The organism is Flagellimonas algicola (assembly GCF_005937185.1).
GTDB classification, from domain to species: domain Bacteria; phylum Bacteroidota; class Bacteroidia; order Flavobacteriales; family Flavobacteriaceae; genus Flagellimonas; species Flagellimonas algicola.
The window spans coordinates 907463-932409 of the sequence record NZ_VCNI01000002.1 but is presented as its reverse complement, the minus strand read 5'-3'; the positions used below and the strand labels follow the sequence as shown (position 1 = coordinate 932409).

The window sequence follows — 24947 nt, the reverse complement described above, 5'->3', positions numbered from 1 at the left end:
AAACCATGAAAACGCAATTTTCTTTTCTGATATTTCTTTTTTGCACATACTTCATGCAAGGCCAGAAGGTTTTTGCTGTGGACAGGGACTATAAAGCCGATATAAAAGTCTTTGTTGCTGATCACGATTACAAAGCAGATCTGTTGGTTTTCAAAGTTGATAGGGACTATAAAGCCCAAGGCAATGAGGGTCTTTGGTTTTTTACGGATAGGGATTACAAAGCTGATAAAAAAGTCTATTTCGTGGATGCCGATTATAAGGCTGATCTGATCATTTATGTAGTGGACTCGGATTATAAGGCCAAATGGAGAGACGCTTCCCTGCAGCATTGGATGTGGTAGTGTAAGCTGGCTTCAAATTGCCTATCTTGGAAGTCTCCTTCTTAATTAGCACCTAGGTGAATCCTGTTGAACATCTTTTAAATCATTTTAGAAGCTCAGTAGCCATTTCTTTGGAAGAGGCACATCTTATAAAACAACACTGTAAGGTTATTGAGCTTGGAAGAAAAGATGTTTTGCTTTTTGCTGGAGATACTTCCAAACACATGAGGTTCATATCCAAAGGATGTTTGCGAGCTTATTATATGGATTCCGAGGCTAAAGAACATGTGGTCCAATTTGGAATAGAGGGTTGGTGGATCAATGACCTATACAGTTACCTTACCCAAACACCTGCCAGGCAATTTGTTCAGGCTCTTGAGCCCAGCACCGTGGTTCAAATATCAAAAAACACCCTTGACCAATTGTTTCATAATATCCCTTCACTTGAGCGTTTTTTTCGGTTGAAGTTTGAAAAAGCTTATGTGGCTTTTCAAGAGCGTACCATGGATACCATGAGCAAAACGGCCGAGCAGCGATATCAGGAATTCCGTTCTAAGTACCGTGCCATAGAACAACGTGTCCCTCAATACATGGTTGCCTCTTATCTGGGGATTACCCCCGAATTTTTAAGCTCATTGCGGAAAAATTCTCCTTAGCCCCTCTTTCTTAAGATACCTTAAGATTCACGCCTTGGGAGTTTAGAAACTTTGTGCCATAAATCACGGTACAATGAAGAAGATACTTGCTTTAGCGGGCAGTAACAGCCCAAATTCCATCAATGAAAAACTAATGACGGCTGCCTTGGAGGCGCTTCACTCGTCCCAAATCAAAAGGATTACCTCAACCACATTGGATGTGCCTCTCTATAGCCCTCAAGAGGAGGAAAAGGGATTGCCAAAACCCATTAAATTGCTTTTCAAGGAATTTGCGCTGGCAGATGGTTTTATTGTTGCATCTCCAGAACACAATGGGCTTCCCACAGCATTTTTGAAGAACCTAATTGACTGGATTTCGAGAATTGATCAAAAATTCTTTGGTGATAAGCCAGTTTTGCTCCTAAGTACATCCCCAGGATACAATGGTGGGGCTTCCAATCTAAAAGTTTTGGAAAAACTCCTGCCTATTTGGGGCGGCAATCTTACGGATTCGTATTCCCTTGGCAGCTTCAATCACAACTTTGACCCTGTCAATCATAAAATTACAAATGAGGAAGTGGCTGCCACGTTTGACGGTGTCATCCAGAACTTTTTACAAACGCTTCATTCATAGAAAAATCAAATCATGGAAAAATCAAATCGAAACATTCAGGTAGTTAACGACTACTTTACCGCCTTTCAAAATGGAAATACAAATCAGGTGCTGGATTCCTTTCACGAAGACTGCCTTATTGTAAGTGTAAAAGAGCAGCAAAGACCCAAAGAACAATTGCACGGTATTTACAAGACCAAAAAGGAAGCCGAACAATTTATCGCCAACATTCTTGCCTTATTCAACACCAAAAGTTTTGAAGTGGAACGAATTGTGGCTCAGGACAACGTGGTATTTGCCAATGGTTCTTTTAGCCACGAACTAAAAGCAACAGGAAAAATGTTCGTCAGCGATTGGGTCCAATTGAGCATTATTGAAGATAACAAAATCAAGGAGTACAGGTTTTATGAGGACTCCGCGGCCTTTGTAGAAGCTTCAAAGGTCTAGTGCTATGAATACTTTGAACCAAGAGATAGTGGCCCATCTCTTTGAGTTTTGGTCCGAAATTGGGAACCAAGCCGAATTCACCAAGACGGGGCAGGGATATACCTCCACCCTTGCCCCTTCCAATTCTTGGCCAAGTAAAGTTTTTATAACCGATTCCTCCAAAACGGACTTGGAATACATCCAACGAAGTATGCAGAATGGTATTCTTCCCAATTCTCTTTCCATAGGGGAGGACGAAAAACTGATTGAAAAATTAAAGCTTACCGGCCTTAAGGAAACCTCCCGGGTCAAGGCCATGTGTCTTTCATCAGATCAAGATTATCCCCGCGCGTTGCCTGATAATATCGTTGTCGTCAGAAACTCAAAACATGCCCTTGAATTTGCCTCCGTGGCTTCCAAGGCTTTTGGTTATGCCATTCATCCAAGTACAATAAATGCATTGCTTGGACATCAACAGTTTCATTTATATTTGGGCGTGCATTTAGGAACCTACGCCGGTTGCGGCATGGCCTATTTTGATGGTGACGAAAATTCAGGTATCCATATGATCGGGGTACTTCCCATTTACAGGGGATTGGGACTGGGCAAAAGATTGACACAGGCCTTATTGTCTAAAGCTGGGGCATCAAGAACCAAGAAGGTTTATCTGGTCGCTTCCAAATTGGGAGAACCCATTTATGCAAAACTGGGTTTTGAAACCCACGGTTCATTGGTCAGTTTTAGGGCCTAAGCAAATACATGTCTACTATGGAAAACAAGGGAGTTTCTTTGGAAAAACAACACATCGCTTTTGCAAGCAGTAAATTCTTGGCAACCCCTTTGGCAGGTGCTATTATATGGGCCTTGGTAGGCATTGCTTCCCTTTTCCTTTCTACCAAGGCCACAGTTTGGGTGCTTTTCATAGGAACTGGGAGTATTGTGTATTTGGCCATGTTCATTTCCAAGTTTACGGGCGAGAATTTTTTTGATAGGAACAAGGCCAAAAACGAGTTTGATGCTTTGTTTTTTTATACCATTGGCCAGGCGGTTATGGCCTATGCCATTGCAATTCCCTTTTTTCTGGTGGACTACACGTCCCTTCCCCTAACAGTTGGAATCCTTTTGGGAGGTATGTGGATTCCCTTCTCTTGGATCATTAAACATTGGGTTGGGATATTCCATGCGGCTACGCGAACCCTTTTGGTCCTTGGTCTCTGGTATGCATTGCCAGAACATCGGTTTGTGGCCATCCCTTTTGGGATTGTGTTGATTTATCTAATTACCCTCTTGATTTTACGGCAACGAAGAACAACAAATTAGGCTTTCTCCTTCCCAAGTTATAAAGCCAAATGAGCGATCCATCAATTTGAAGGAGTCATCCATCAATTTAGTGAAAAACAGACCTACTATTTTGTTATCTTTCTGGATATGGAAAAAATCTGCCGGGAGGAAATTCGAATCATTGCAAAAAATAGCAGCTGGTCTACTTCTTCAGTGTCAAGGGCTTTACATGATCATATTTACAATACGCCTGGAGACTGGTTAAAATTCTTGAAAGTCTTCTTCTTGGGCCTAGGAGTCTCCTTCACGGTGGCAGGTATCATCTTTTTCTTTGCCTATAATTGGGATGAGCTGCACAAGTTTGTCAAGCTCGGCTTAATCAGTGGCCTTTTTGTAGCCACTACCTTAACAGCGGTATTAACCCAATTGAATCCTTCGGTTAAAAAGGCCCTTCTTACGGCAAGCGCTGTTTTGGTTGGGGTATTCCTGGCCGTTTTTGGACAGGTGTATCAGACCGGCGCCAATGCTTATGACCTATTTCTCAATTGGACTTTGCTAATTGCCCTATGGGTAGTCATTGTAAATTTTGCACCCCTTTGGACAGTTTTCATCACTTTGATAAACATTACTATTGTTCTTTACGCAGAGCAAGTCGCACATGGGTGGTCAGATGTCTTTGTTTATGCCATACTGTTTGGGGCCAATAGCTTTATTCTCGTAGTATTTCTATTAGGTTCCCAATGGGTTAAAAATATAGAGCCCCCGTCTTGGTTTACCCATTTGATTGCGCTGGCGGCCATTGTTTATGCCACCATGGGCGTCTGTATCGGAATTTTTGACCCGCCAGAGACTGCGTTTTATATGCTCCTTTTTACTGTACTCCTACTTTACGTGGCAGGGGTGTTGTACGGCTTGCAAAACCAACGTGCCTTTTACCTTTCCATCGTTGGTTTTAGCTCGATTATTATGTTTTCCGCATTTTTGATCAAACTGTCGGATGATGCCGGAATGTTTCTGATCATCAGCTTATTTATTATAACCAGTGTGACCCTATTAATCATGTGGCTCATAAAACTTCACAGAAAATGGAACGCACAAATCGGGTAAAGACTTTTCTTGAAACCATCCAAGAAACGGAAGGTGAGCACTTTCAATTTGATGAAAGCGCCATTTTGGAAGCACTTGGTCAGGATAAGAGCGAGACTTCCAGTTTGGCCATCAAGGTGCTTTCCATCTTTGGTGGTTTTTTGGCCTCCTTGGCATTTTTGGGCTTTTTGTTCATTTTAGGGGTCTACGAATCCGAGGTTGGAATGATAGTGCTGGGTGCGCTGTTCATTTTGGGAGCCCTGATTTTGAACAAAACCTTCGACCGGCTCATCATAGACACTTTTAGTATTTCCATATACCTTATCGGGTTTGCCTTGGTTATAATCGCACTTTTAAATTTGGATGTAAATGAAGATGTGGTTACTCTTTTGGTCTTGATTACGGCCTTGGGCAGTTTGTTTGTTACACAGACCTACATGTTGTCCTTCCTCTCCATTCTTGGTGTTGGTGGCTGCTTCCTGATATTGATCATTTCCAATGACCAGTATAATTTGATTCACCTGTACCTAGCAGTTTATGCGTTGTTGCTGGTATATTGTTTTCTCAACGAGGCCACGTTCTTTACATCGGGCAAAAAGCTTTCCAAACTGCACGGCCCCATAAGAATTGGATTGCTGTTTTCCTTTTTAATTGGATTGATTGCCTTGGGCAAGCGGGGTCTGTTTCCTATTGATCAAAACTATATCTGGCTCTCTTCTGTTGTCTCTTTTTTTGCTGTGCTTTATTTGGTAAAGGATTTGATCAAGGTGGTTGGTGTTGTCTCTGGAAACACCAAAAGCTTGATTTATATCCTTAGCGTGGCCGTGTTGTTGCCTGCCGTCATGGCGCCCGCAATCTCAGGTGCAATCCTAATTATATTATTGAGTTTTAATATAAATTATAGAACGGGTCTGGCCATTGGAATCATTGCCCTTACCTATTTTGTTTCGCAATATTACTACGATCTCAATTTGACACTTCTGACAAAGTCCATAATCCTATTTTCATCTGGAGTGGTATTTCTACTTTTTTATTTGTTCACCCTTAAAATGACCAAGAAATGAACCGCTTGCAGAAGATTGTAATATTGGCAAATTTGGTCTTGATACTGGTGCTGTTCAGCAATTCTGTTGTTGAAAAGGAGCAACTGTTGGAAGACGGGCAGCTCATCCTTCTAGAACTAGCCCCTGTGGATCCCCGGTCCCTAATTCAGGGGGATTACATGCGCTTGCGCTATGGCATCTCTGGTGATATTGATTATGATAAAACCTCCAAAACCGGTTTTTGCGTAGTTACCCTCCATTCAGACAACACTATTGATCAGTTTAGGGTACAACGCAAAAAATTGCCATTGAATCCGGAAGAGTTTTTAATCAATTACACCAAAAAAAGCTGGAACAACATCAACATTGGGGCCGAATCCTATTTTTTTCAAGAAGGTGAAGGTGAGAAGTATGAAAATGCCAAATATGGTGGTGTCAAAGTCGATGGAAATGGGAATAGCCTCTTAATAGGCCTCTATGATGAAGACAAGAATTTGATTGAATAAAGTTTCCCCTTTATAAAAATCAAGACAATGAAAAATTTACTTAGGTGGATTCTTTTCCCGGTTCTACTTGCCTGCAATTCCACTCCTTCAGACGAACTAGATTTAATCATCTCTAACGTAAACCTAATTGATGGTACTGGAATGCCAGTACAAACCGTATCCATTGGAATAAAGAATGGGAAAATAAGCGCAATTGAGCCTTCAATATCCATTGCAAGAGCAATAACCATTGACGGGTCAAGAAAATATCTCATCCCAGGATTGTTTGATTGTCATGTCCACACTTCAAATTTTGAAAGGGATTTTCCACGGTTGGTTCATTATGGAATTACCTCCATTTTCATTCCCGGGGGAGGCACAACAACAAATCAATATTTTAAAGCCATGAGAGAAAGGGGCAATAAGGATACAATTCCCGCACCCTATGTGTTCCATACAAGTCAACATTTTTCCATGGAAGGTTGCCATCCGACCAAAACCTATCCAAGTCCAGTTTGGCGCGAGGGCGAGACCATTTTCTATTTAAAGGATACCTTGCAGATTGAAAAACTGGTAAAGCAAGTGGCGCAATATCCCATTCAAGGTATAAAGTTGACCATTGAGGATGGGCCTGCTCCTCCCTTTGTTGAACGGATTCCACAAGAATTCATAAACAAGGTCACCAAGGAAGCTTCAAAACACGGGCTGGAAATTTTTGCACACGTTAGTGACAATAAAGAGTTGGAAATGGCCATCACTGGTGGCATCCAAAATTTGGTTCATTTCACAGGAGTAAACATTGACCAACAAGACAAACGTCAACTGGAGCTCTTGAAACAGTTCAAACAAAGGGAACCCCATTGGGTCACGACCTTAATGATCGATAAATCTTTTCTTTATCCATTGCATCCTGAATGGTTCGAAGTTGAAGCCATGCTCCCAGCCTATAGGGATAAGGTACAGGAGTTAACACCTATGCAGGTCAAACTTGGAAACATGTATGTTTCAAATCTAATGGAGGAATATGGCTTAACCGAAAATAGCCTTAGTGCATTTGTGGTTCCCCAAGTGGAGGATATCAAATTTTTAAGAGAGTTAGGCATCAATATGGTTCTAGGAACTGACGCAGGCAATAAATTTAATTTTCATGGGTATAGTCTTCATGAAGAAATGCAGCTTTTTGAACTTGGGGGTATGGAGCCATTGGAAATTATTAAGATGGGAACTTTAAACGCCGCCAAAATGGTGAACGCCCAAGATAGTTTAGGTTCCATCGAGGTTGGGAAAATCGCAAATATGGTTTTACTCAATAAAAGCCCATTGGTTTCCATCAACAATACGTTGGAAATTAACACCGTGATTAAAAAGGGAGTTGTCCAAAAGCGATTGGGTGAATAATCCCTATCATGTTAGATTGATACAAAATGTTATATCGACATATTTCGATATTTACTATATTTGCATTGTGAATGTCATTGAAATAAACAAAGTACTCTCCAACAAAACCCGAGTGGATATCCTTAAATGGTTGAAGGAACCTTCGAAGGAATTTCCGCCACATAAGGAATTGGGACATTTTAGGTTTGGGGTTTGTGGTCAATATATTTTTGAAAAATCAGGACTGTCGCAGTCCACCATTTCCAATTACCTATCGCAGCTTCAGAATGTTGGGCTTATCACCCCTACCCGAATTGGAAAGTGGACTTACTTTCAACGTAATGAGAAAAACATTAAAGCCTATGTAAAAGAAATTAGCAAAGAACTCTAAAATTTTTGTCTTTATAAATCGATAATTTCAAATATATCAATATGAAAAATCTACAAGAACAAATGCTTCACGAGTTGGAAACCAAATCCGACTTGACAGCGGCCCACGACTATGCCAAATCATATATTGATACTGTATTCGACCGCAACATATATCCCTCAGAAGAGGCGCTGGAAAACCTAAAACATTTTGAGGAAGGCTTGCCTGAGCAAAGAGGGGATTCCTCCGAAATTTTGGAATTGTTGAACACCCATGGCGGTCCCGCAACGGTAGCCACTCTTGGCGGCCGTTATTTTGGATTCGTCAACGGCAGCTCCCTCCCCATTACCCTTGCAGCCAAGTCCCTGTCAACGGTTTGGGACCAAGCTCCAGCCATGCAAGTGTTGTCGCCCATTGGAAGTAAGCTCGAGGCCGTTGTTGAGAACTGGTTACGGCAGCTGTTTAATCTTGCCGATAATACCGCTGCTGGATTTGTAAGTGGCACTTCCTTGGCTAATTTTTGCGGTTTGGCGGCTGGTCGATTCCATCAACTTGAAAAATTGGGATGGAACGTGAACGAAAATGGCCTGAACAGCAGTCCAAAATTGCGAATCATTACAGGAAACCAAGCACATTCAACGGTAATCAAAGCTATTTCCTTGCTAGGTTTTGGTTATAAAAATATTGAGTGGGTAGACACGGATGATCAAGGCCGAATCATCCCGTCCCAAATCCCGGAATTGGACGATAGCTGTATTCTAATTCTTCAGGCTGGGAATGTAAACTCGGGGTCTTTTGACGATTTTAAGGCCATTTGCCAATCCGCCTCCAAAAAGGGAGCTTGGATTCACATTGATGGTGCCTTTGGGCTTTGGGCCGGGGCCACAAAAAGTCTATCCCACCTTACCCATGGAATGGAACATGCCCATTCTTGGGCTGTGGATGCCCATAAGACCCTAAACACTCCCTATGATAGTGGTATTGTCCTTTGCAAGCATCCTGAAGCGCTAAAATCGGCTTTGCACATGACCGGCAGTTATATTGTTAAAGGCGAAGAACGTGATGGGATGTTCTACACTCCAGAAATGTCCAGGCGAGCGCGGATTATTGAACTATGGGCCGCGTTGAAATACTTGGGCAAGGAAGGAGTATCCGACCTGGTTGAAACCATGCACCACAGGGCGACCATGTTTAAGAATGAAATCTCAAAAGTAGAGGGTTTTGAAGTGCTGAACGATGTAGTTTTCAACCAAGTTTTGGTTCAATGTGAAACGGATAAACTGACCCAGCACGCCATGTTCAACATTCAACAAGAACGGGTCTGCTGGGTTGGAGGTTCACAATGGAAAAACCGAAAGGTTATCCGTGTGAGCATTTGCTCCTGGGCCACTACGGAAGATGATATTTCCAAGGCCGTAGCTTCCTTTAAACAATCACTGGCCAAGGCCAAAAAACAATGATCATGAATTTCAATTTAGACAAATCCATCAAAATTTTGGAGCGGACTCCGGCGGTTTTTAAGACCCTTTTCTACGAACTGGACGCCAACTGGGCCAACATAAATGAAGGCCCTCGTACTTGGAGCGCCTATGATATTTTGGGCCATTTGATCCATGGAGAGCAAACCGATTGGATTCCTAGGGCGGAAATAATTCTAGGGGATGGTTCCGACAAAACCTTTGAGCCTTTTGACCGTTTTGCGCAGGAAAAATTATCCCAAGGGAAAACCATGGAAGATCTGCTGGAGGAATTTGCCAGCCTTCGGGAGTCGTCATTGAACCAGCTTAAATCCTGGAAATTAAGTGAGGAGGATTTGGATAAAATAGGAGTGCATCCCGATTTGGGGGAAGTGAGTTTAAGACAGCTGCTTTCCACTTGGACCGTGCATGATTTGGCCCACATTAATCAAATGAGTCGGGTAATGGTAAAGCATTATGCCAATGACGTCGGTCCGTGGAAAAATTACATCAGAATCCTGAAGGACTTATAGAAAATCCTATTTTTGGGCATGCAGTTGACGGTATGTGAGCTTTTTGCCGGAGTTGGTGGTTTCCGATTGGGTTTGGAGGACACCGAGCACTTTAAAGTGGTCTGGAGCAACCAATGGGAGCCTTCAACAAAAATGCAGCATGCTTCCTTGGTGTATGAGGCCCGTTTTGGGGCCGAAAACCATTCCAACCAAAATATTGAAGAAGTGTCCACCGACGCGATTCCAGACCATGATGTTTTGGTAGGGGGCTTTCCGTGCCAAGACTATTCCGTGGCCACCACCCTAAAAAATTCCAAGGGACTTATTGGAAAAAAGGGTGTGCTTTGGTGGTCCATCCATCGTATTATATCCGAGAAAAAAACCAAACCCAAATACCTCTTTTTTGAAAATGTAGATAGGCTGTTGAAATCCCCATCCTCGCAACGCGGACGGGATTTTGGCATCATGTTGAAAAGTCTCAACGACTTGGGCTATGCAGTGGAGTGGCGCGTGATCAATGCAGCTGAGTATGGAATGCCCCAACGCCGAAGGCGCGTATTTTTTCTGGGTTACCACAAAACCTCCCCCCTTTTTGAATTTATGCGAAAAGTTCCAGTCAAGGACTGGATTTTGGAACAAGGAACCCTAGCTTCAGCTTTTTCCGTTGAAGCTACATCGCAACATGTCCAACGTTTTTCCATAGACCAAAGTTTGGTGGAGCTTTCCGAGCAATTTAATGCTGAAAAGGGGCTTTCCCCTTTTTTAAATTCAGGAGTGTGTGTTGACGGACAGGTGTCCACCTTAAAAACTGAACCGCTTCCGCAAAAAACGGGACAGGTGCTTGCCGATATTTTGGAAAACGGCAGTGCGGACGAGAGCTTGTTTATTGCTGAAGAAGAGCTGCCGAAATGGGAATATTTAAAAGGGGCCAAAAAAGAAATTCGAAGAACCAAAGCTGGTTTTGAATATAATTACAGTGAAGGCAGTATGGTTTTCCCAGATGCCCTTGATCAACCTTCCAGAACCATCATTACCGGAGAGGGCGGAAAGTCCCCATCCCGGTTTAAACATGTGGTACAAACATCAAAGGGATTGCGCAGGCTTTCCCCAGTTGAATTGGAACGGTTGAACATGTTTCCGGACAATCACACCCAACTAGCGGGCATTTCCGATGCCAAACGTGCTTTTTTTATGGGCAATGCTTTAGTTGTTGGTGTGGTGAAAGAAATTGGTGCCGCCCTGTTGCGGAAAATCCAGGAACTTGAAGAGTAATTTTGAAGACGACCTTGCCAAAGAGCGTTTGTTGTCCCAGTTTTTGGACATCCAATATCAAAAACATTTAAGGCGATATTTCTTTAAGCGCATTTCTGATACTGAAGCGCAGCTTCAGGGCATAGATTTGGTCTTTACACACAAACAAACAGGTCTCCTTTACCATATCGATGAAAAAGCCCAGCTCGATTACCCCAATGAAAACTTGCCCACTTTTGCCTTTGAACTTTGTTATGAAAAAGATGGGGAACCAAAAACGGGATGGTTTTTGGATGCCACCAAAAAAACTGATTTCTATTCCTTGATTACCGGGATTTATGCAGATGAAAAGGACAAATTTACCGCCTGCAACATCACTTTTGTAAACCGAGAAAAGCTATTGGATTTTCTTGCTTCGTGGAAACTAACCAAAGAGAAAATGGAACAATTGGCGCTTTCGCAACCCGATTACCATGGGAAAATGGAATTGAATATGCTGAATCCACAGACAGAAGGTTATCTTTTTTTCTCCAGAAAAAACAAAGTTGAAGAGCCGGTAAATCTCATTTTAAAATTAGAATTCTTAATCCGTATAGGAGTCGGAAAGCGGTTGGTTTAATTTGGCTAAGCCCAGACAAAAAAAATTTGCCTGTCAGCTGGTTTTAAGAATTATTCAGCCACCATATTGACTCCCTCGTGAACCTCCTTCTTCCATCTTGCGAGCTTTTCGGCAAGTGCTTTGACCAATTCAGGGTAATCAGCACTTCGGTCATGTTTCTCCTGCAAGTCGCTGGATAAATTGTACAGTTCCATTTTGTTTTCATTCCCCTGTTCTACACGAATCAACTTCCAGTCACCGCTTCGAACAAAGCTTTTGTTCGCATACTCAAAAAAGACATCGCGTTGCGGCAATTCTGTACCATGTAATAAACTTTCCTTTATGCTGATTCCATCTATGTTTGGGGAGCTCGGTTGCTCCCCGATTAAATCCAGGAGGGTGGGCAACCAGTCCATGGAGAGCACAAGCTGATGGTTGACCCTTCCCTGGTTAATTTTTTCAGGGTAGCTGAAAATTGCCGGCACACGACTCCCTCCTTCGTAAACACTTCCCTTAAAATCCCTTAAGCTGCCATTATTGCCATATCTATTCGCCCCATTATCCGACATAAAAACCACTATGGTATTTTCGTATTCCCCAATTTCCTTTAGCGCCTGGATGGTTTTGCCAATCCCTTCGTCCATAACTTCCACCATTTCTTTGTAGATGGATGGAATGCTGTCCTTATTCACCTGTTTGGTTCCTGCTGTGCCTACCTTCCTCAAAATGGAATCCACGCGTCTTTGATATGGCCCATGTGGCGCTTCATGGGGCAAATACAGAAAGAAGGGTTTTCCTGTCTCTTTTGGGTTGTTCGCTTTTATATATTTTATGCCATAGTCCGTGATCAAGTCCGTGGTATATCCTTTCTCGTTGTTGATTTCAGCCCCGTTCCACCAGTCCAGATATCCTTCTTGGTCTATGTGCGCATGATAATCCACATTCCCGCTTACAAAGCCCGTGAACTCATCAAACCCCTGCAAGGTGGGGTTGAACTCCTTCGCATAGCCCAAATGCCACTTTCCGAACATGCCGCAATTATAGCCGTGCTTCTTGAATTCTTCTGCCATGGTGGTTTCCCCCAGGCCCAAGCCCACATCTCTGTGGCTTTTAGCCGTGATAACTCCTCCAACACCGGTTCGCTGTTGATATTTGCCTGTTATAAAAGCAGCTCGTGTTGGACTGCACACTGCCCCGTTAGAATGAAAGTCAGTGAATTTTATTCCATTTGCAGCCAACATATCCAAATTTGGAGTTTGTACAATGGTGTCGCCATAGCTTGAAATACCGCCATAACCCAGATCATCCGCCATAATGACAACAACATTGGGGAGGTGCTTTTCAACCCTGTTGTTCTGTTTTTCTTTACAACTGCAAAGGAGAACGATCAAGCTGAAGTATATGAATTTATTCATGCTTCAATATATGGCGATATGTTTTACCTACTCATAAAAAACAGCGATTTCATCCAGTCTTTTCCTATGGATATCTGGCACATAGGCCGGGTTTTTGGGATAGCCCGCCGGAAGCAATAAAAAGGCCCTTTCATTGCTTGGTCTGTCCAGTATTTTGGTTAGAAAATTCATGGGGCTTGGGGTGTGGGTCAGGGTTACCAAACCAGCATTATGAATAGCCGAAATCAACATGCCACATGCGATTCCGATGGATTCGTTTACGTAGTAATTGTTGTATTTGTTCCCATTTTCATCAAACTCGTAGGCTTTTTTAAAAGCAATGATCAACCAGGGCGCAATTTCCAAAAAAGGTTTATGCATATCTGTGCCAAGGGGCTCCAAGTCCTTTTTCCAACGTTCACTCATCCGGTGTTCGTAGCTTTCCTTTTCCTCGGCTTCCGCAGCTTTCCTTATTTCAGATTTAAGGGTAGGGTTGGACACTGCACAAAAGGTCCAGGGTTGCTTGTGGGCTCCAGAAGGTGCCGTGGAAGCGCTTAAAATCAAATTATCAATGATTTCCTTGGGTACATCTTGGTCCGAAAATTCTCGAACGGATCTCCGTTTATCCAACCATTTATGAAAGGCCCTGCTTCGCTCAATGGATTCGGTGGCTGAATATGTCTCACCTTCATATAAAACATGTTTATAGCCGTTGAGGGTAATGTGGTCTGGTGTTGTCATTGTGCTTACCTTTTAATTGATTTCAGGTTCTGCTGATTTTTTCCAAAATATACTTTTGAACGGATTCTTTGTCCGCTTCGGTAATAGGCGGTTTTTTCTTTTTGTTCCAGAACATTATTGGTTGGTTCTATATGGGTCAAATGTTTGACTTATGTAAGTTGTACTTTTCCATTATTGTGCTGGTTAACTCTATTTGCAAAAACATCGGACTTCCGCCTCCATGTATTTCACTATTTTGATAGGTCTTCTCCCAATAGATTTGTTGTTCCTCATCCAAGTAAAGTGTATTCCACCCGGTATCATCTGAAGCAACTTTCTTTAAATTTTCGATGTTCAATTTCATGGATTTACTGCGAATATATTTTTGCTTCAGTCTTATTTGGACTCCAATTCCTCAAATGTTCAATTTCTTCTTCATTCAAACTCTCAATCATCACCCCAACACTTGGATAACCCTCAACAACTCTCATTCCGTCACCAATTCCCTTTATTTTGCGTTCAAGTGTTCGTCCATTAAAATCAAACTTGATAATATTTCCGATAACAAGCTTACCTTCTTGGATATGTCCTGCAAAAACAATTCCCCTTCCAGTAATCTTGAAAGTGTCATGTATTTGATATGTTGCAACATATTTCATTGCTTTCCCCCTATCTCCCCAATCTTCACCCCACAAATCTCCTCCGTTAACTGTTTGAGTTCATTCACCCGTTCCGCCAGATATTCCAGTTCGGCTTTGGTAATCTGGTATTCGTCCATTTTGTAGCGGGCATCTATATAGGCACGTTTTAGGAGTTCAAACAGGTGTTTTTCCTCGTCCGTGGTTTTGGGGAAGACGGCAAAACGAGCATCGCACATTTCTACTTTTATGCCCAAGGTCTCCAGATTGTGGTCTTTGGGGCGGTAATCCGTAAAAACCAGCAAAATAGTGGTGTAAAAACGCTCGGTGGCTTGGTGAAGTTCAAAGGCAGCCTTTGGAAATCTTTCTTTGCTCATTTCAAATTCAAAAGTTTCCAAAAACTCACTTGCACTAGTAAACCATTGGTCGAAATGATCTTGGGTCTTTTGGCGGTACTGCTCCGCAGTCAACTTTTTAGGGTTGGCGAGCTTAAACTTTTGGGAATCGTAGAGTACAATCCCCTCTTCTTTAATGTCCTTAAAAAAGTAGTTGCCTTGGGATAAAGAAGCGTTGAGTTGTTTTATGCCGTGGAAAATCAGGCTTACGGGCGTGGTCACCTTTCCGGTATCCACCAATTCCTGTTTTACCCTGCCCTCTATCCTGAATTTTTGTTTTAAATCTTCATGGGTTAGCACTACGAGAAGGTCAAAATCGCTGCGGTATTCGTAGGTGATGCCCTTTTCCACATATTTATCCTCCACCCAATTACCGCGGGCATGGCTGCCAAAGAGAATCACCATTTCCACCTCCTTAAAGGCGGAAAGCTGCTCGGTAAGCAGTTGCAGTTCTTCTTGTTTGGATTTGGGGAGATGGTTCACAAGGGGAATGTAAGGAATTATTTTGGGAGGGTGGGTTTCTCTTTAAATTCCACCGGTTTCGGTTTTGTGGACAACAAGTTTTCCTTCAACAAATTTGAAATAAGTAGAATGGAAATGGCTATACATTAAATCCATTTTTTTCTTTCCCTTTAATTTTGCCCTATACGGAACCAATGTAATATAGAAAAAGCCTTTTTCAATTGTCAATGGGGAAACTTCTACCAAGGTCAATTGGTTTTTGTTTTTCCTAAAATGGGCTTTACGATTTGCAAGACCCAGCTTGACAATTTCAGATCCACCTATTGTTTCTGGCACTCTCATCAGGTAATTCTCATTCTCGATATAAACGGTTTTTGACTCACTATCTTCTAATTGTTCAATGTAATTTTCTAATGCTTTAATGTATAAGGAATCGGTCTCTTTGGGTTGAAAAAAATCATTGACTTCATCAGATTGGCCAAAAGAAAAATATGCTAGAAAAAGAATCAAGTAAGAGGCTTTGGTTTTCATTTGTCCCTTTTTTTTTAATAGTAGTTAAATTGATATCCTACGCCCAAGTTTATTTCATTAAAGCCCCCTATCTTATTATATCGGATAAAAGTTGATAATCGTCTGAAGTTGCGTTTCACTTCCACCTGATATTCGCTCACGTTTCTGTAAATGCTCATTGTTGCCTTAAATTCAGCATAGAAAGGATCATGGAGCCATTTGCCGAAACCGACCAACGGCCCGTTGGACTTAACCATTTTGTTTTTATCCAATTCTACGTAATCTATAGTACTGAATCCAGCCAGAAGTTTTATTCCCCTAATATTTATGCTGCTTTCAAAGCTATAGCTCTGTGAGTCTATATTATTGTTGTGATTTACGTTTCTGAGGGATGCTTTTAGGTCCAAATCAAACCCACAATCCATAAATAAATGGACCAAACTAACGGAAGAATTTAAAAACCTATTTTCCTTCAGGTTGGTTTGATAAGCGAAATTTGTTTTTAACGTAGTGCCACCGAACATGGCGGGTGTTGAAAAATACAACTGGCCCCCAATAGGGTTATTTAATACCCCACTCATGGCATGAACACCAATATCTTGATAATCAAAATAACATATGTTACAATCTTCTTTGAGAAAGATTTCTAGTAACCGTGGTTTATCCAATTTTATTTCTTGTGTTTTGAATCCAATGTATGAAATGGTCAGCGTGTTCAAAGAATCTGGAACACTGATGTTAAAATTCCCGTCAAAGTCGGTTTGTGTCCCAATTTTTGTGCCTTTGACCAACACAATTGCTCCTGGCAAAGGTGTTTTATCACTTTTAGCTATGACCACGCCCGAATAGTCGGTTGTTTGTCCAAAGGCAAAATCAAAAATTAATAAGAATGCGAATAATATGAGATTTTTCACAATGGTTTGGTTAATCGTTCAAACCAAAAGTACCTGTTCGAGTCAATTTATAAAATCAAGAATGAGTGAAGTGGGTAATTGGTTGAGTAATCGATAAAAGTTAGAAAGATACTTTTATAATTCCTCCACCAACTGAATGTTATTCCCACAGGTGTCGTTTAAAACCGCAACTTTTAAAGTGCCCATTGCAGTGGGTTTTACGCTAAATTCCACGCCAAGTTCAACTAGCCGGTCGTATTCTTTTTGTACATCGTCCACATCAAACTGGGTATAGGGAATTCCAGCTTTCATAAGCTCTTCTTGGTATACTTTTGAGGGTTCAAAATGAAGGGGGGCGGGCTCCAAAAGCAGTTCGGGGCCATCTTGGGCATCTTTGGAGACCAAGGTCAACCAACGGTTACCGCCATCCAAGGGGATGTCACGTTTTTTGATAAACCCCAATTTTAGGGTATAGAATTGCAGTGCTTTTTCCTGGTCCAATACGGGTATGCTGATCACAGTAACTCTCATGTTTTTTCAATTTAGGTTAGAGCGGGCAAGGTGTGGAATAAAACTACTAAAAGCTTCTCGAAAGTTGCTCTTTTTGGTACTCGAACGGAGTTTTTCCTGTTTTCCTTTTAAAAAGGGTGCTAAAAGACCCCAAACTCTCGAATCCTACCGCAAAACAGGTTTGGGTTGCCGACATTCCGTTCTCCAGGTGTTGCTTGGACATTGCAATGCGTTTGTCCGTTACATACTTTGCGGGGGTAAGGCCGTAGTATTTTTTAAACAGGCGCAACAAATGAAATTTTGAAACAGCATGGGTTCTGGCCAATAGATTTAGGTTCACATTGGCTTCGTAATTCCGGTCCAAGTACTTTCGGGTCCGTATAACCGTGTCAATCTGAGATCGGTTGGCATAGATAATCCGGCCTACTCTATGTATTTCCTTCTCGTAAAAAGTCATACTTTACCTAGCTATAGACTCATAAAATTAGGCATTTCAGTGCTTTATTGGGTTCGCACCATCCTCACATGCGGAATTCCGTCCTCTAAATATTCCGCACCCGTTTCCTTAAAACCTAAACTGTTGTAGAATCTTAACAAATAGGTCTGTGCGGAAAGCTCTAGAGTCTTCTTGGGATATCGGGATTCCAAATCTTGGATGGAAGCTTCCATAATCACCTTGCCATATCCAAATTGCCGTTGGTCCTGAGCAACCACCACTCTTCCAATGCTTGGATTATCAAAGTAATCCCCAGGGCCAAACATTCGGGTGTAAGCTGCAAGTTTGCCTTCTTTTGTTCCCAAAACATGGATTGCTTTTTGATCCTTTCCGTCCACATCTTGATACACGCAATCTTGTTCCACCACAAAAACGGCACTGCGCAACTGCAAAAGCTGGTAGAGCTCATTGGTGGTTAATTGATCAAAGGTTTTAATCTGTATTTCCATCAATCCTGTACAATTACGCTTTTGGAATCACATTTATCAAACTCGGGTTGGATGTTTACATGGTTGATGCCATGTTTATGATATACATGCTCTTCAATATCCACCAATATTCTATCAAATTCCGATAGTTTAATGTCTTCCTTAAAATCGATATGCGCCTCCAAATGGATTTCCTCTTCGTTCAACTGCCAAATATGTACGTGGTGTACATTTTTTACCGGTTCCAAGGTACAAATGGACTCCACTATTTCCTTCACTTCAATGGTTGATGGGGTAAACAGCATCAAAACCTTGGTGGATTCCTTCAACAAATCGTATCCCATATAAATTAGATACAGGGCAATGGCCATGGTGAGCACGGCATCCACCCAGAAAATTTGGTAAAATTTCATCAATACACCTCCCAACAAAACCGCCACAGAGGCCATCATGTCCGTAAGTAAATGCAGATAGGCCGATTTCATGTTCATATTATCCTCAGAATCCTTTTTCAGCAGCAATACACTAAAGCCGTTACCCAAAATGGCAATCAAAGACAGCCAAATCACCAGGTTGGACTCAATTTCCTGTGGCTCAAAAAAGCGTTCCACGGCTTCAATCATCAATATTACAGCTACCACCATTAAGGTTGCGGCGTTGATGAAGGCTGCCAAGATTTCAGCACGTTTATAACCAAAAGTTTTATTTTTTGATGCCTTTTTTCGTCCCAACAAAGCAGCCACATAACTGATAATCAAGGAAAGGACATCACTAAAATTATGTAACGCATCAGACAAAAGTGCCAGACTGCCCGAAATAAGCCCGCCTATAACTTGCGAAACGGTAATCGCAATATTGAGAACTATGGATATAAGAAGATTTCTTCCCTTTAAGTCATTGTGGGAATGCGAATGCCCGTGATGGTGGTGGTGCCCCATTAATCCATCTTATCTGCAGGGAATTTTTTCTATGCGTCGCTCGTGTCGACCGCCTTCAAATTCGGTATTCAAAAAAGTTTCTACCATTTCCAAGGCTTGTGGTAGTGCTACAAAGCGAGCCGGAAGGCTTAAAATGTTGGCGTCGTTATGTTCACGGGCCAAAGCGGTAATCTCCTTGCTCCAACACAAGGCCCCTCTAACATTTTGATGTTTGTTGATAGTCATGCTGGCGCCATTTCCGCTACCGCAGATGACAATGCCCAGGTCTGCTTTACCCGCTTCAACATCATCGGCAACAGGGTGCACAAAGTCCGGATAATCTACGCTATCCGTACCATCGGTACCATAATTGGTGACTTCAATTCCTTTTGATTTTAACAGGCCAATAATTGCCAGTTTGTAGTCGGTACCGGCATGGTCATTTCCTATAGCTATTTTCATTGTTCAAGATTTAGATTGGTAAATACAAAGGTACGATTCTTTTGAAGTTGGGATGTTGATAAATATCAGCCATATTATACAGTTCCTTCATATTCAGAACTTTGAGAAAAATAGTCTTTTGTTGATCGTTGGTAAACAACTTGCGGGAATTAAATTTTTATTATTCAAAAAATAATGGCATTACATATTAAAATCGAAATTTCTGCGTTTAATCCATCAGAAAGTAATCAACCTTTAAGCAACAATTATTTCCGGTAGTCAACATAAAATTTGAATATAGTTTTCAAGAAATTCATGTTGAAAACACTTATCAAATTATGTTCATTAAAAATCTAATCCGTTGATTTTTAATTTTCTTTTCCATTGATAGTTTGTTCACAAACTTTCTTACCTGTTGAAGTCAATTTTTTTCAGATTTATTTATCCCACATTTCAACAAGCTATCATAATCATCATTTTTCTAAATTTTAAAAAAGAAAGAAAAAGGGAATATTAATATATGTTGATAAAACAACTGTGTGAAACGATTGTTTGCCATAAAATGATGCTGCCTTATTATAATTCGTAATTTTCAAAAAATTAAACTGTAGATGTCAAAGAAAAAGAAGAGAGCCAGTAGTCAACGCAAGAATGAGATTACCAAGGGCATTTTTACAGTACTGGAAAAAGAACCCTCTAAAAGCTTCAACTACAAACAGATAGCTTCTAAAATGGGTATATCAGATACCCGGGACCGGAACGCCTTAATCAAACGATTGGGGCAATTAAAGGCTACCAATAGAATCTTGGAAGTGGAAACGGGCAAGTTCAAGAAGAAACCTTCATTGCATACCTATTACACCGGAAAGGTGGATTTGACCACCAGCGGGAACGCGTATATCATTACTGAGGATTTTGATAATGACATATTTGTTCCATACAACAAACTCAACAAGGCCTTTCATGGCGATATGGTTGAGATATTTCTAAGACCCAGACGGAATGGAAAGAAGCCTGAAGGGGAGATTTCCAAAGTGCTGGAACGAAGAAAAAGCAGCTATGTTGGCATTGTGGATAAGCAAAAGACCTTTGCCTTTGTTAGACCTACCGATCCAAAAATGTATACTGATATTTTTGTTCCCCTGGATAAGCTGAAAAAGGCAAAAGATGGGGATAAGGTTGTGGTAGCTTTAGGTAATTGGCCAGATGATGCCGATTCTCCTTATGGTGAAGTTCTGGAAATTTTAGGAAAACCGGGGGAACACAATACTGAAATCCATTCCATTTTGGCAGAATATGGTCTGCCGTATGAATTTCCGTATGAAGTGGAGCAGTTTGCCAAAACCCTGGATACCTCCATCAAGGAATCCGAGATTGCCAAGCGAAGGGATATGCGGGATGTTTTGACCTTTACCATTGATCCCAAAGATGCCAAGGATTTTGATGATGCTCTTTCTTTCCAAAAGTTGGAAAATGGAAACTACGAAATCGGAATCCATATTGCGGATGTTTCACACTATTTGCAAACGGATACAGTTTTGGAAGATGAGGCGTACGAACGGGCTACTTCAGTCTATTTGGTGGACAGGGTGGTTCCCATGCTTCCTGAGGTGCTGTCTAATCTGGCTTGTTCCTTGAGACCCAATGAAGAAAAATATACATTTTCGGCCATTTTCGAGATAGATGAAAATGCCAGGTTGATCAATCAATGGTTTGGACGTACTGCTATTAATTCCAATGAACGTTTTGCTTATGAGGAAGCACAACATGTGATTGAAACCAAACAAGCTAAAATTCCAAAGGAGATTTCCATTAGGGAGGATGCATATACCGTTTCGGATGATGTAGTTGAGGCTATTTTGACTTTTGATAAGTTGGCCAAGATCATGCGTAAACAACGGATGGACGCTGGAGCTATTTCTTTTGATAAGATTGAAGTGCGATTTAATCTTAATGCGAAGAATGAACCGGAAGGCGTTTATTTCAAAGAATCCAAGGATGCCAACAAGCTCATAGAGGAATTTATGTTATTGGCCAATAAGAAGGTTGCCGAGTTTATTGGCAAACAAAAAAAGACCTTTGTTTATCGAATCCATGACGAACCGGATGAGGAAAAATTAATGGCTTTAAATGGGGTTATTTCAAGGTTTGGACATTCCATTAATCTCAAGGATAAAAAAAGCTTGAACAACTCCTTAAATCAGCTGCTGAAAGATGTAAAAGGGAAGAAGGAGCAGAACCTGGTGGATACTTTGACCATTAGAAGTATGAGCAAGGCCATTTACACCACAGAGAATATTGGCCATTACGGTTTGGGCTTTGAATACTATACCCATTTTACCTCCCCAATCCGAAGGTATCCTGATGTAATGGTGCATCGGTTGTTGCAACATTATTTGGATGGGGGCAAACCTCCAAAAGATACCTTGTACGAGGATAAATGCCGGCATTCCTCTGATATGGAGTTGTTGGCCGCCAGTGCGGAACGGGATTCCATCAAGTATATGCAGATCAAGTTTATGGAAGACCACAGGAACCAAAAGTTCCTTGGGGTAATTTCTGGTGTTACGGAATGGGGCATTTATGTGGAAATTATTGAGAACAAATGCGAGGGTATGGTTCGTATACGGGATATCAAAGATGATTATTATGTGTTTGATGAACGTAATTTTGCCATTGTGGGAGAGCGTACCAAACGAATGTACCAGTTAGGGGACGAGGTCTATGTGATGGTAAAGGAAACGGATTTAATAAAAAGACATTTGGATTTTTCCCTTGTGGGCAGGAAAAAGTGATTTTTTTGGAATACATTTTGTGAACCAATTGCGCATAATACTTTGAAACATGAAAGCTTTTAGAATACTGATGCTGTTCATTTCGTTTCAGCTGATGCAGGCACAGGAAGAGCAGCTTACTCAAGAACTGGAATCTTTTTCAGAGGTAAAGGGTTTTGATGGAATTTCCATCAATTTGATAAAGTCGGATGAAAATAAGGCCGTAATCAAAGGGGCTCATACACAAAAAGTGGCCATTGTCAATAACGATGGAGTGCTAAAAATTAGAATGGAAATTGACAAGATTTTTAGTGGCTACAGGACCTTTGTCGATTTATTCCATGCAGGAGAACTGGTGGTTATAGATGTCAATGAAGATGCTAAAATAAGCTCGCAGGAAACCATGGTTCAAAGTGTGTTGGATTTAAGGGCTCAGGAAGGGGGAGAATTGGAAATCAACTGTCAAACAGAACAGCTTTTGGTCAAGGCAATCACAGGTGGGCAAATAGCAGTAAAAGGTTTTGCGGACACCCAAGATGTGGTTATCAACACTGGCGGTGAATATAACGGAAAGGAATTCAAGACCAAATTTTCCACAATTACCGTGAATGCCGGTGGAAATGCCGCAATCTATGCTAAAGAATATGTAAAGGCTAATGTTAAAGCAGGTGGGGAGGTACTGGTGTATGGGGATCCTTTAAAGATGGATGAAAAAACAGTTTTTGGCGGGAAAGTAATTCGGATGGATTAGTATGGTAGAAGACATTCAAGCAGCAATACCCTTGGGGTTTTTATTGGCCTTTATGATTGGCCCCGTTTTTTTTGTGCTTTTGGAAACAAGTGCAACCAAAGGTTTTAGGGCCGGTATTAGCTTTGATTTTGGAGTGATTGTGGCTGATATTGTCTTTTTGGTGATAGCCTACTTTAGTAGTTTTCAGCTTTTGGAAAACCTGAGCAACCAACCAGGTCTTTTTGTCTTTGGAGGTATGATTTTGTTGGTATACGGTATCGTTATTTTTGCAAAGAAGGCTTCCAAAAAAGAAAATCTGAAAGCTTCAAAAGGCACTTACGCTGGGTTGATGATAAAGGGATTTCTTTTAAACTTCATCAATATAGGGGTGCTGGCATTTTGGTTGGGATTGATTGTGATTGTGGGGCCTAGTTTGGACAATAATCCAAACAGGATCTTGGTGTTCTTCAGCACTATGATTGTTGTTTATTTTATAACTGATGTCTTTAAGATTCTATTGGCCAAACAATTGAAAAAATATTTGACCAAGGAACGAATTGTATTGATCAAAAAAGTTCTTGGATTGGTAATCATTGTTTGTGGAATAGTCTTAATTATCAAGGGATTTTTACCCAAGGAAAAGTTTGATATCAAAGAGGGCATAGAACGCATTAGCGAATAAAAAAACCCAACCATTTGGTTGGGTTCTTGAGGCATCGAGCGGATTCGAACCGCTGTACAAGCTTTTGCAGAGCTGTGCCTAGCCACTCGGCCACGATGCCATTTTAGGGTGCAAATGTACTACTTTTTTTAGCTTACCCAAACCTTTAAGCAGGTCTTTCAGCCTTTAAAACCACGCTTACACTCTGTACATCTCCTCCTATGGGAGGATTGATTTTTGCGACCTCTATTTCCGCCTTGGAAACGGTGGACAATTCCAAAAAAACACGATCTAGAATTCGTTTGGCCACATGTTCCAAAAGATTGGAACGAACAGCCATTTCTTCCTTGACAATATTGTTGAGATAAACATAATCTGCTGTATCGCTTAACTTATCAGACGTAGAAGGTTCAGAAAGATTCACAAAAACTTCCAAATCTACCCGATAATCACTTCCAATAAGCATCTCCTCTTTTAAACACCCATGGTTGGAGTGTACCCTAATATTGTTAAGCTTTATTTTCCCCACAATTTTTGCTTTGGTGGGACAAAAATAAGCGAAAGCCCTTAATTAGTACATACACCTACAATTGCTGATGCCCTGGAAGAGATCCATACCAACGGTTACAACATGGGTACCTGTGCTATATCCCAAAATTTCATTGGTGATGACCTGATAGGAATAACCAAAGTAAAAATTGTTTTTTTTCAAACCAGCAATAGGGGCTATATACAAAGGTTTCCCCAACTGATCGTTCAAAAAACGATAGGTAACACCCACATAATAGTAATCTTCAAAATCATGAAAACGGAATTTGGCGTTTAGGTCAGTTACAGAACGACCATCACTTTCAAAATATTGATAAAAAACCGAGGGTTCAATCTCCAATTTGCTGTTTTTGTTTTTGGAAATACTATAACCCGCATAGGCGTAGTAGTTTCTCAAGGTGTTGGGTTCAAAAACAGGATTGAACTGTGCCAAATCCTTGGGCAAAATATTGGAAGCGTTCAAGCTTATGTAGAACTTGCTAAATCGATATAAGACACCTAAATCAAAATTGTGGTTAGTGGTAGCCTTGTCGTCGGTTGGAAGTTGACCATTAAAATCCGTAAAGTTTTCCACATCAATCCTAAACTGGTTAAAGTTATACGAAATACCGAAGGATAAAAAGACATCCTCGTATCTGTCCAAGGTCAAGTGGTGCGCAAAGGATATCCGAGCTCCTCGCTGCTTGGTTTCCCCATTACTATCATTGTACATAAGCATCCCAAGACCAGACCTGTTTCCTATTCTAGCATCTGCAGCCAAAGTTTGGGTATCTGGGGCATCCTCAATACCCACCCATTGCGTCAGACCGTTAAGTCTAACCTTGATATGATCCCCAATACCAGCGTAGGTGGGGGACATAAGAAAGGGGTTGTCCGCAATATATTGCGAAAGCTGCGGAATGGTCAATTCCTGTGCCACTGCCCCGAGGGAGAGCAGTAGGATGAAGATTGAGGTTATGCTTTTTCTTAACATGA

The 24947-nt window shown here is 41.3% G+C and carries 32 protein-coding genes and 1 tRNA gene; 18 read left to right on the top strand and 15 right to left on the bottom strand.

All coding sequences use genetic code 11. The features are described from left to right. The first annotated feature begins 5 nt into the window (after positions 1-5). The 15 genes from FGG15_RS13085 (at position 6) to FGG15_RS13015 (ending at position 11475) form a co-directional block, all read left to right on the top strand. The gene (locus tag FGG15_RS13085; RefSeq protein ID WP_202619560.1) at positions 6-341 is read left to right on the top strand and encodes a 7(1) septoil knot domain-containing protein; all 336 of its coding nucleotides are present in this window, start codon (positions 6-8) and stop codon (positions 339-341) included. Between the two features lie 56 nt (positions 342-397). Then, entirely contained in the window at positions 398-976 is a 579-nt protein-coding gene (locus FGG15_RS13080) for a Crp/Fnr family transcriptional regulator (RefSeq protein ID WP_138836935.1), read from the top strand. 73 nt (positions 977-1049) lie between these two features. Further along, the gene (locus FGG15_RS13075; protein ID WP_138836933.1) at positions 1050-1589 is read left to right on the top strand and encodes an NADPH-dependent FMN reductase; all 540 of its coding nucleotides are present in this window, start codon (positions 1050-1052) and stop codon (positions 1587-1589) included. A gap of 12 nt (positions 1590-1601) precedes the next feature. Beyond that, positions 1602-2015, top strand: a complete 414-nt coding sequence (locus tag FGG15_RS13070) for a nuclear transport factor 2 family protein (RefSeq protein ID WP_138836931.1) — start codon at positions 1602-1604, stop codon at positions 2013-2015. A 4-nt stretch (positions 2016-2019) separates the two neighbouring features. Next, positions 2020-2745: a GNAT family N-acetyltransferase gene (locus FGG15_RS13065; protein WP_138836929.1), complete on the top strand. Its 726-nt coding sequence runs from the start codon at positions 2020-2022 to the stop codon at positions 2743-2745. A gap of 17 nt (positions 2746-2762) precedes the next feature. After that, positions 2763-3314, top strand: coding sequence for a DUF7010 family protein (locus FGG15_RS13060; RefSeq protein ID WP_138836927.1), 552 nt, complete (start codon positions 2763-2765; stop codon positions 3312-3314). A gap of 108 nt (positions 3315-3422) precedes the next feature. After that, positions 3423-4382, top strand: coding sequence for a DUF2157 domain-containing protein (locus FGG15_RS13055; protein ID WP_138836925.1), 960 nt, complete (start codon positions 3423-3425; stop codon positions 4380-4382). After that, a complete protein-coding gene (locus FGG15_RS13050; RefSeq protein WP_138836923.1) occupies positions 4361-5425 on the top strand; it encodes a DUF4401 domain-containing protein in 1065 nt (354 codons plus the stop codon). Before FGG15_RS13055 ends, FGG15_RS13050 begins: the two co-directional genes overlap by 22 nt. Continuing rightward, complete coding sequence (locus FGG15_RS13045) at positions 5422-5910, top strand: GDYXXLXY domain-containing protein (protein ID WP_138836921.1); 489 nt, start codon at positions 5422-5424, stop codon at positions 5908-5910. Before FGG15_RS13050 ends, FGG15_RS13045 begins: the two co-directional genes overlap by 4 nt. Positions 5911-5937: 27 nt before the next feature. Beyond that, a complete protein-coding gene (locus FGG15_RS13040) occupies positions 5938-7287 on the top strand; it encodes an amidohydrolase family protein (RefSeq protein WP_138836919.1) in 1350 nt (449 codons plus the stop codon). A gap of 67 nt (positions 7288-7354) precedes the next feature. Next, entirely contained in the window at positions 7355-7657 is a 303-nt protein-coding gene (locus FGG15_RS13035) for an ArsR/SmtB family transcription factor (protein WP_138836917.1), read from the top strand. A gap of 41 nt (positions 7658-7698) precedes the next feature. Beyond that, positions 7699-9096: a pyridoxal phosphate-dependent decarboxylase family protein gene (locus FGG15_RS13030; protein ID WP_138836915.1), complete on the top strand. Its 1398-nt coding sequence runs from the start codon at positions 7699-7701 to the stop codon at positions 9094-9096. Between the two features lie 2 nt (positions 9097-9098). Further along, complete coding sequence (locus FGG15_RS13025) at positions 9099-9626, top strand: DinB family protein (RefSeq protein ID WP_138836913.1); 528 nt, start codon at positions 9099-9101, stop codon at positions 9624-9626. Between the two features lie 18 nt (positions 9627-9644). Beyond that, positions 9645-10877: a DNA (cytosine-5-)-methyltransferase gene (gene dcm, locus FGG15_RS13020; RefSeq protein WP_138836910.1), complete on the top strand. Its 1233-nt coding sequence runs from the start codon at positions 9645-9647 to the stop codon at positions 10875-10877. Beyond that, complete coding sequence (locus FGG15_RS13015) at positions 10867-11475, top strand: hypothetical protein (RefSeq protein ID WP_138836909.1); 609 nt, start codon at positions 10867-10869, stop codon at positions 11473-11475. Before dcm ends, FGG15_RS13015 begins: the two co-directional genes overlap by 11 nt. Before the next feature lie 50 nt (positions 11476-11525). Here the strand turns inward: FGG15_RS13015 and FGG15_RS13010 are convergent, their stop codons facing one another. The 12 genes from FGG15_RS13010 to FGG15_RS12955 all read right to left on the bottom strand — a co-directional run bounded on the left by FGG15_RS13010 (position 11526) and on the right by FGG15_RS12955 (position 19279). Continuing rightward, complete coding sequence (locus tag FGG15_RS13010; protein ID WP_138836907.1) at positions 11526-12869, bottom strand: sulfatase family protein; 1344 nt, start codon at positions 12867-12869, stop codon at positions 11526-11528. Between the two features lie 27 nt (positions 12870-12896). After that, complete coding sequence (locus FGG15_RS13005) at positions 12897-13589, bottom strand: nitroreductase family protein (RefSeq protein ID WP_138836905.1); 693 nt, start codon at positions 13587-13589, stop codon at positions 12897-12899. A 136-nt stretch (positions 13590-13725) separates the two neighbouring features. Next, positions 13726-13932, bottom strand: coding sequence for an Imm27 family immunity protein (locus FGG15_RS13000; protein WP_138836895.1), 207 nt, complete (start codon positions 13930-13932; stop codon positions 13726-13728). A gap of 4 nt (positions 13933-13936) precedes the next feature. Then, positions 13937-14227, bottom strand: coding sequence for a hypothetical protein (locus tag FGG15_RS12995; protein ID WP_138836893.1), 291 nt, complete (start codon positions 14225-14227; stop codon positions 13937-13939). After that, on the bottom strand, positions 14224-15084 hold the full coding sequence (locus FGG15_RS12990; protein ID WP_202619559.1) for a HEPN domain-containing protein: 861 nt from the start codon (positions 15082-15084) through the stop codon (positions 14224-14226). The genes FGG15_RS12995 and FGG15_RS12990 overlap by 4 nt, the downstream gene beginning before the upstream one ends. Before the next feature lie 42 nt (positions 15085-15126). Beyond that, positions 15127-15594: a hypothetical protein gene (locus FGG15_RS12985; RefSeq protein WP_138836891.1), complete on the bottom strand. Its 468-nt coding sequence runs from the start codon at positions 15592-15594 to the stop codon at positions 15127-15129. A gap of 14 nt (positions 15595-15608) precedes the next feature. Next, complete coding sequence (locus FGG15_RS12980) at positions 15609-16487, bottom strand: carboxypeptidase-like regulatory domain-containing protein (RefSeq protein ID WP_237561819.1); 879 nt, start codon at positions 16485-16487, stop codon at positions 15609-15611. A 114-nt stretch (positions 16488-16601) separates the two neighbouring features. Next, positions 16602-16997, bottom strand: coding sequence for a VOC family protein (locus FGG15_RS12975; protein ID WP_138836887.1), 396 nt, complete (start codon positions 16995-16997; stop codon positions 16602-16604). 46 nt (positions 16998-17043) lie between these two features. Then, positions 17044-17433, bottom strand: coding sequence for a helix-turn-helix domain-containing protein (locus tag FGG15_RS12970; protein ID WP_138836885.1), 390 nt, complete (start codon positions 17431-17433; stop codon positions 17044-17046). A gap of 44 nt (positions 17434-17477) precedes the next feature. After that, positions 17478-17921, bottom strand: coding sequence for a GNAT family N-acetyltransferase (locus FGG15_RS12965; RefSeq protein ID WP_138836883.1), 444 nt, complete (start codon positions 17919-17921; stop codon positions 17478-17480). After that, entirely contained in the window at positions 17921-18838 is a 918-nt protein-coding gene (locus FGG15_RS12960; protein ID WP_138836881.1) for a cation diffusion facilitator family transporter, read from the bottom strand. The genes FGG15_RS12965 and FGG15_RS12960 overlap by 1 nt, the downstream gene beginning before the upstream one ends. A 9-nt stretch (positions 18839-18847) precedes the next feature. Next, positions 18848-19279 (bottom strand): RpiB/LacA/LacB family sugar-phosphate isomerase, encoded by a 432-nt coding sequence (locus FGG15_RS12955; protein ID WP_138836879.1) that lies wholly within the window; start codon positions 19277-19279, stop codon positions 18848-18850. 590 nt (positions 19280-19869) lie between these two features. Here FGG15_RS12955 and rnr point away from each other — a divergent pair. Genes rnr through FGG15_RS12940 form a run of 3 tightly spaced genes read left to right on the top strand, consistent with a single transcriptional unit; the run spans position 19870 to position 23444 of the window. Next, positions 19870-22053, top strand: coding sequence for a ribonuclease R (rnr, locus tag FGG15_RS12950; RefSeq protein WP_138836877.1), 2184 nt, complete (start codon positions 19870-19872; stop codon positions 22051-22053). Positions 22054-22102: 49 nt separating this feature from the next. Further along, positions 22103-22783: a head GIN domain-containing protein gene (locus FGG15_RS12945; protein WP_138836874.1), complete on the top strand. Its 681-nt coding sequence runs from the start codon at positions 22103-22105 to the stop codon at positions 22781-22783. Between the two features lies 1 nt (position 22784). Then, complete coding sequence (locus FGG15_RS12940; protein ID WP_138836872.1) at positions 22785-23444, top strand: LysE family translocator; 660 nt, start codon at positions 22785-22787, stop codon at positions 23442-23444. 29 nt (positions 23445-23473) lie between these two features. Here the strand turns inward: FGG15_RS12940 and FGG15_RS12935 are convergent. From FGG15_RS12935 to FGG15_RS12925, 3 genes are all read right to left on the bottom strand, one after another. Beyond that, a tRNA-Cys gene (locus tag FGG15_RS12935) sits at positions 23474-23544 on the bottom strand. Positions 23545-23589: 45 nt separating this feature from the next. Then, a complete protein-coding gene (gene folB, locus FGG15_RS12930) occupies positions 23590-23952 on the bottom strand; it encodes a dihydroneopterin aldolase (RefSeq protein ID WP_138836869.1) in 363 nt (120 codons plus the stop codon). Between the two features lie 42 nt (positions 23953-23994). After that, entirely contained in the window at positions 23995-24945 is a 951-nt protein-coding gene (locus FGG15_RS12925) for a PorP/SprF family type IX secretion system membrane protein (protein ID WP_237561852.1), read from the bottom strand. Between the last annotated feature and the right edge of the window lie 2 nt (positions 24946-24947).

What these genes read in the sequence shown, in the direction of transcription:
- FGG15_RS13065 (WP_138836929.1), top strand. Translation starts at nt 2,020, where the DNA reads ATGAATACTTTGAACCAAGAGATAGTGGCCCATCTCTTTGAGTTTTGG.
- FGG15_RS12925 (WP_237561852.1), bottom strand. Translation starts at nt 24,945, where the DNA reads ATGTTAAGAAAAAGCATAACCTCAATCTTCATCCTACTGCTCTCCCTC.
- FGG15_RS13045 (WP_138836921.1), top strand. Translation starts at nt 5,422, where the DNA reads ATGAACCGCTTGCAGAAGATTGTAATATTGGCAAATTTGGTCTTGATA.
- FGG15_RS12970 (WP_138836885.1), bottom strand. Translation starts at nt 17,433, where the DNA reads ATGACTTTTTACGAGAAGGAAATACATAGAGTAGGCCGGATTATCTAT.
- FGG15_RS12945 (WP_138836874.1), top strand. Translation starts at nt 22,103, where the DNA reads ATGAAAGCTTTTAGAATACTGATGCTGTTCATTTCGTTTCAGCTGATG.
- FGG15_RS13010 (WP_138836907.1), bottom strand. Translation starts at nt 12,869, where the DNA reads ATGAATAAATTCATATACTTCAGCTTGATCGTTCTCCTTTGCAGTTGT.
- FGG15_RS12960 (WP_138836881.1), bottom strand. Translation starts at nt 18,838, where the DNA reads ATGGGGCACCACCACCATCACGGGCATTCGCATTCCCACAATGACTTA.
- FGG15_RS12955 (WP_138836879.1), bottom strand. Translation starts at nt 19,279, where the DNA reads ATGAAAATAGCTATAGGAAATGACCATGCCGGTACCGACTACAAACTG.
- FGG15_RS13050 (WP_138836923.1), top strand. Translation starts at nt 4,361, where the DNA reads ATGGAACGCACAAATCGGGTAAAGACTTTTCTTGAAACCATCCAAGAA.
- FGG15_RS13005 (WP_138836905.1), bottom strand. Translation starts at nt 13,589, where the DNA reads ATGACAACACCAGACCACATTACCCTCAACGGCTATAAACATGTTTTA.
- FGG15_RS13040 (WP_138836919.1), top strand. Translation starts at nt 5,938, where the DNA reads ATGAAAAATTTACTTAGGTGGATTCTTTTCCCGGTTCTACTTGCCTGC.
- FGG15_RS13030 (WP_138836915.1), top strand. Translation starts at nt 7,699, where the DNA reads ATGAAAAATCTACAAGAACAAATGCTTCACGAGTTGGAAACCAAATCC.
- FGG15_RS12965 (WP_138836883.1), bottom strand. Translation starts at nt 17,921, where the DNA reads ATGGAAATACAGATTAAAACCTTTGATCAATTAACCACCAATGAGCTC.
- FGG15_RS12940 (WP_138836872.1), top strand. Translation starts at nt 22,785, where the DNA reads ATGGTAGAAGACATTCAAGCAGCAATACCCTTGGGGTTTTTATTGGCC.
- FGG15_RS13025 (WP_138836913.1), top strand. Translation starts at nt 9,099, where the DNA reads ATGAATTTCAATTTAGACAAATCCATCAAAATTTTGGAGCGGACTCCG.
- FGG15_RS12985 (WP_138836891.1), bottom strand. Translation starts at nt 15,594, where the DNA reads ATGAAAACCAAAGCCTCTTACTTGATTCTTTTTCTAGCATATTTTTCT.
- FGG15_RS13000 (WP_138836895.1), bottom strand. Translation starts at nt 13,932, where the DNA reads ATGAAATTGAACATCGAAAATTTAAAGAAAGTTGCTTCAGATGATACC.
- FGG15_RS13085 (WP_202619560.1), top strand. Translation starts at nt 6, where the DNA reads ATGAAAACGCAATTTTCTTTTCTGATATTTCTTTTTTGCACATACTTC.
- FGG15_RS12995 (WP_138836893.1), bottom strand. Translation starts at nt 14,227, where the DNA reads ATGAAATATGTTGCAACATATCAAATACATGACACTTTCAAGATTACT.
- rnr (WP_138836877.1), top strand. Translation starts at nt 19,870, where the DNA reads ATGTCAAAGAAAAAGAAGAGAGCCAGTAGTCAACGCAAGAATGAGATT.
- FGG15_RS12975 (WP_138836887.1), bottom strand. Translation starts at nt 16,997, where the DNA reads ATGAGAGTTACTGTGATCAGCATACCCGTATTGGACCAGGAAAAAGCA.
- FGG15_RS13060 (WP_138836927.1), top strand. Translation starts at nt 2,763, where the DNA reads ATGGAAAACAAGGGAGTTTCTTTGGAAAAACAACACATCGCTTTTGCA.
- FGG15_RS13070 (WP_138836931.1), top strand. Translation starts at nt 1,602, where the DNA reads ATGGAAAAATCAAATCGAAACATTCAGGTAGTTAACGACTACTTTACC.
- FGG15_RS13075 (WP_138836933.1), top strand. Translation starts at nt 1,050, where the DNA reads ATGAAGAAGATACTTGCTTTAGCGGGCAGTAACAGCCCAAATTCCATC.
- FGG15_RS13055 (WP_138836925.1), top strand. Translation starts at nt 3,423, where the DNA reads ATGGAAAAAATCTGCCGGGAGGAAATTCGAATCATTGCAAAAAATAGC.
- dcm (WP_138836910.1), top strand. Translation starts at nt 9,645, where the DNA reads ATGCAGTTGACGGTATGTGAGCTTTTTGCCGGAGTTGGTGGTTTCCGA.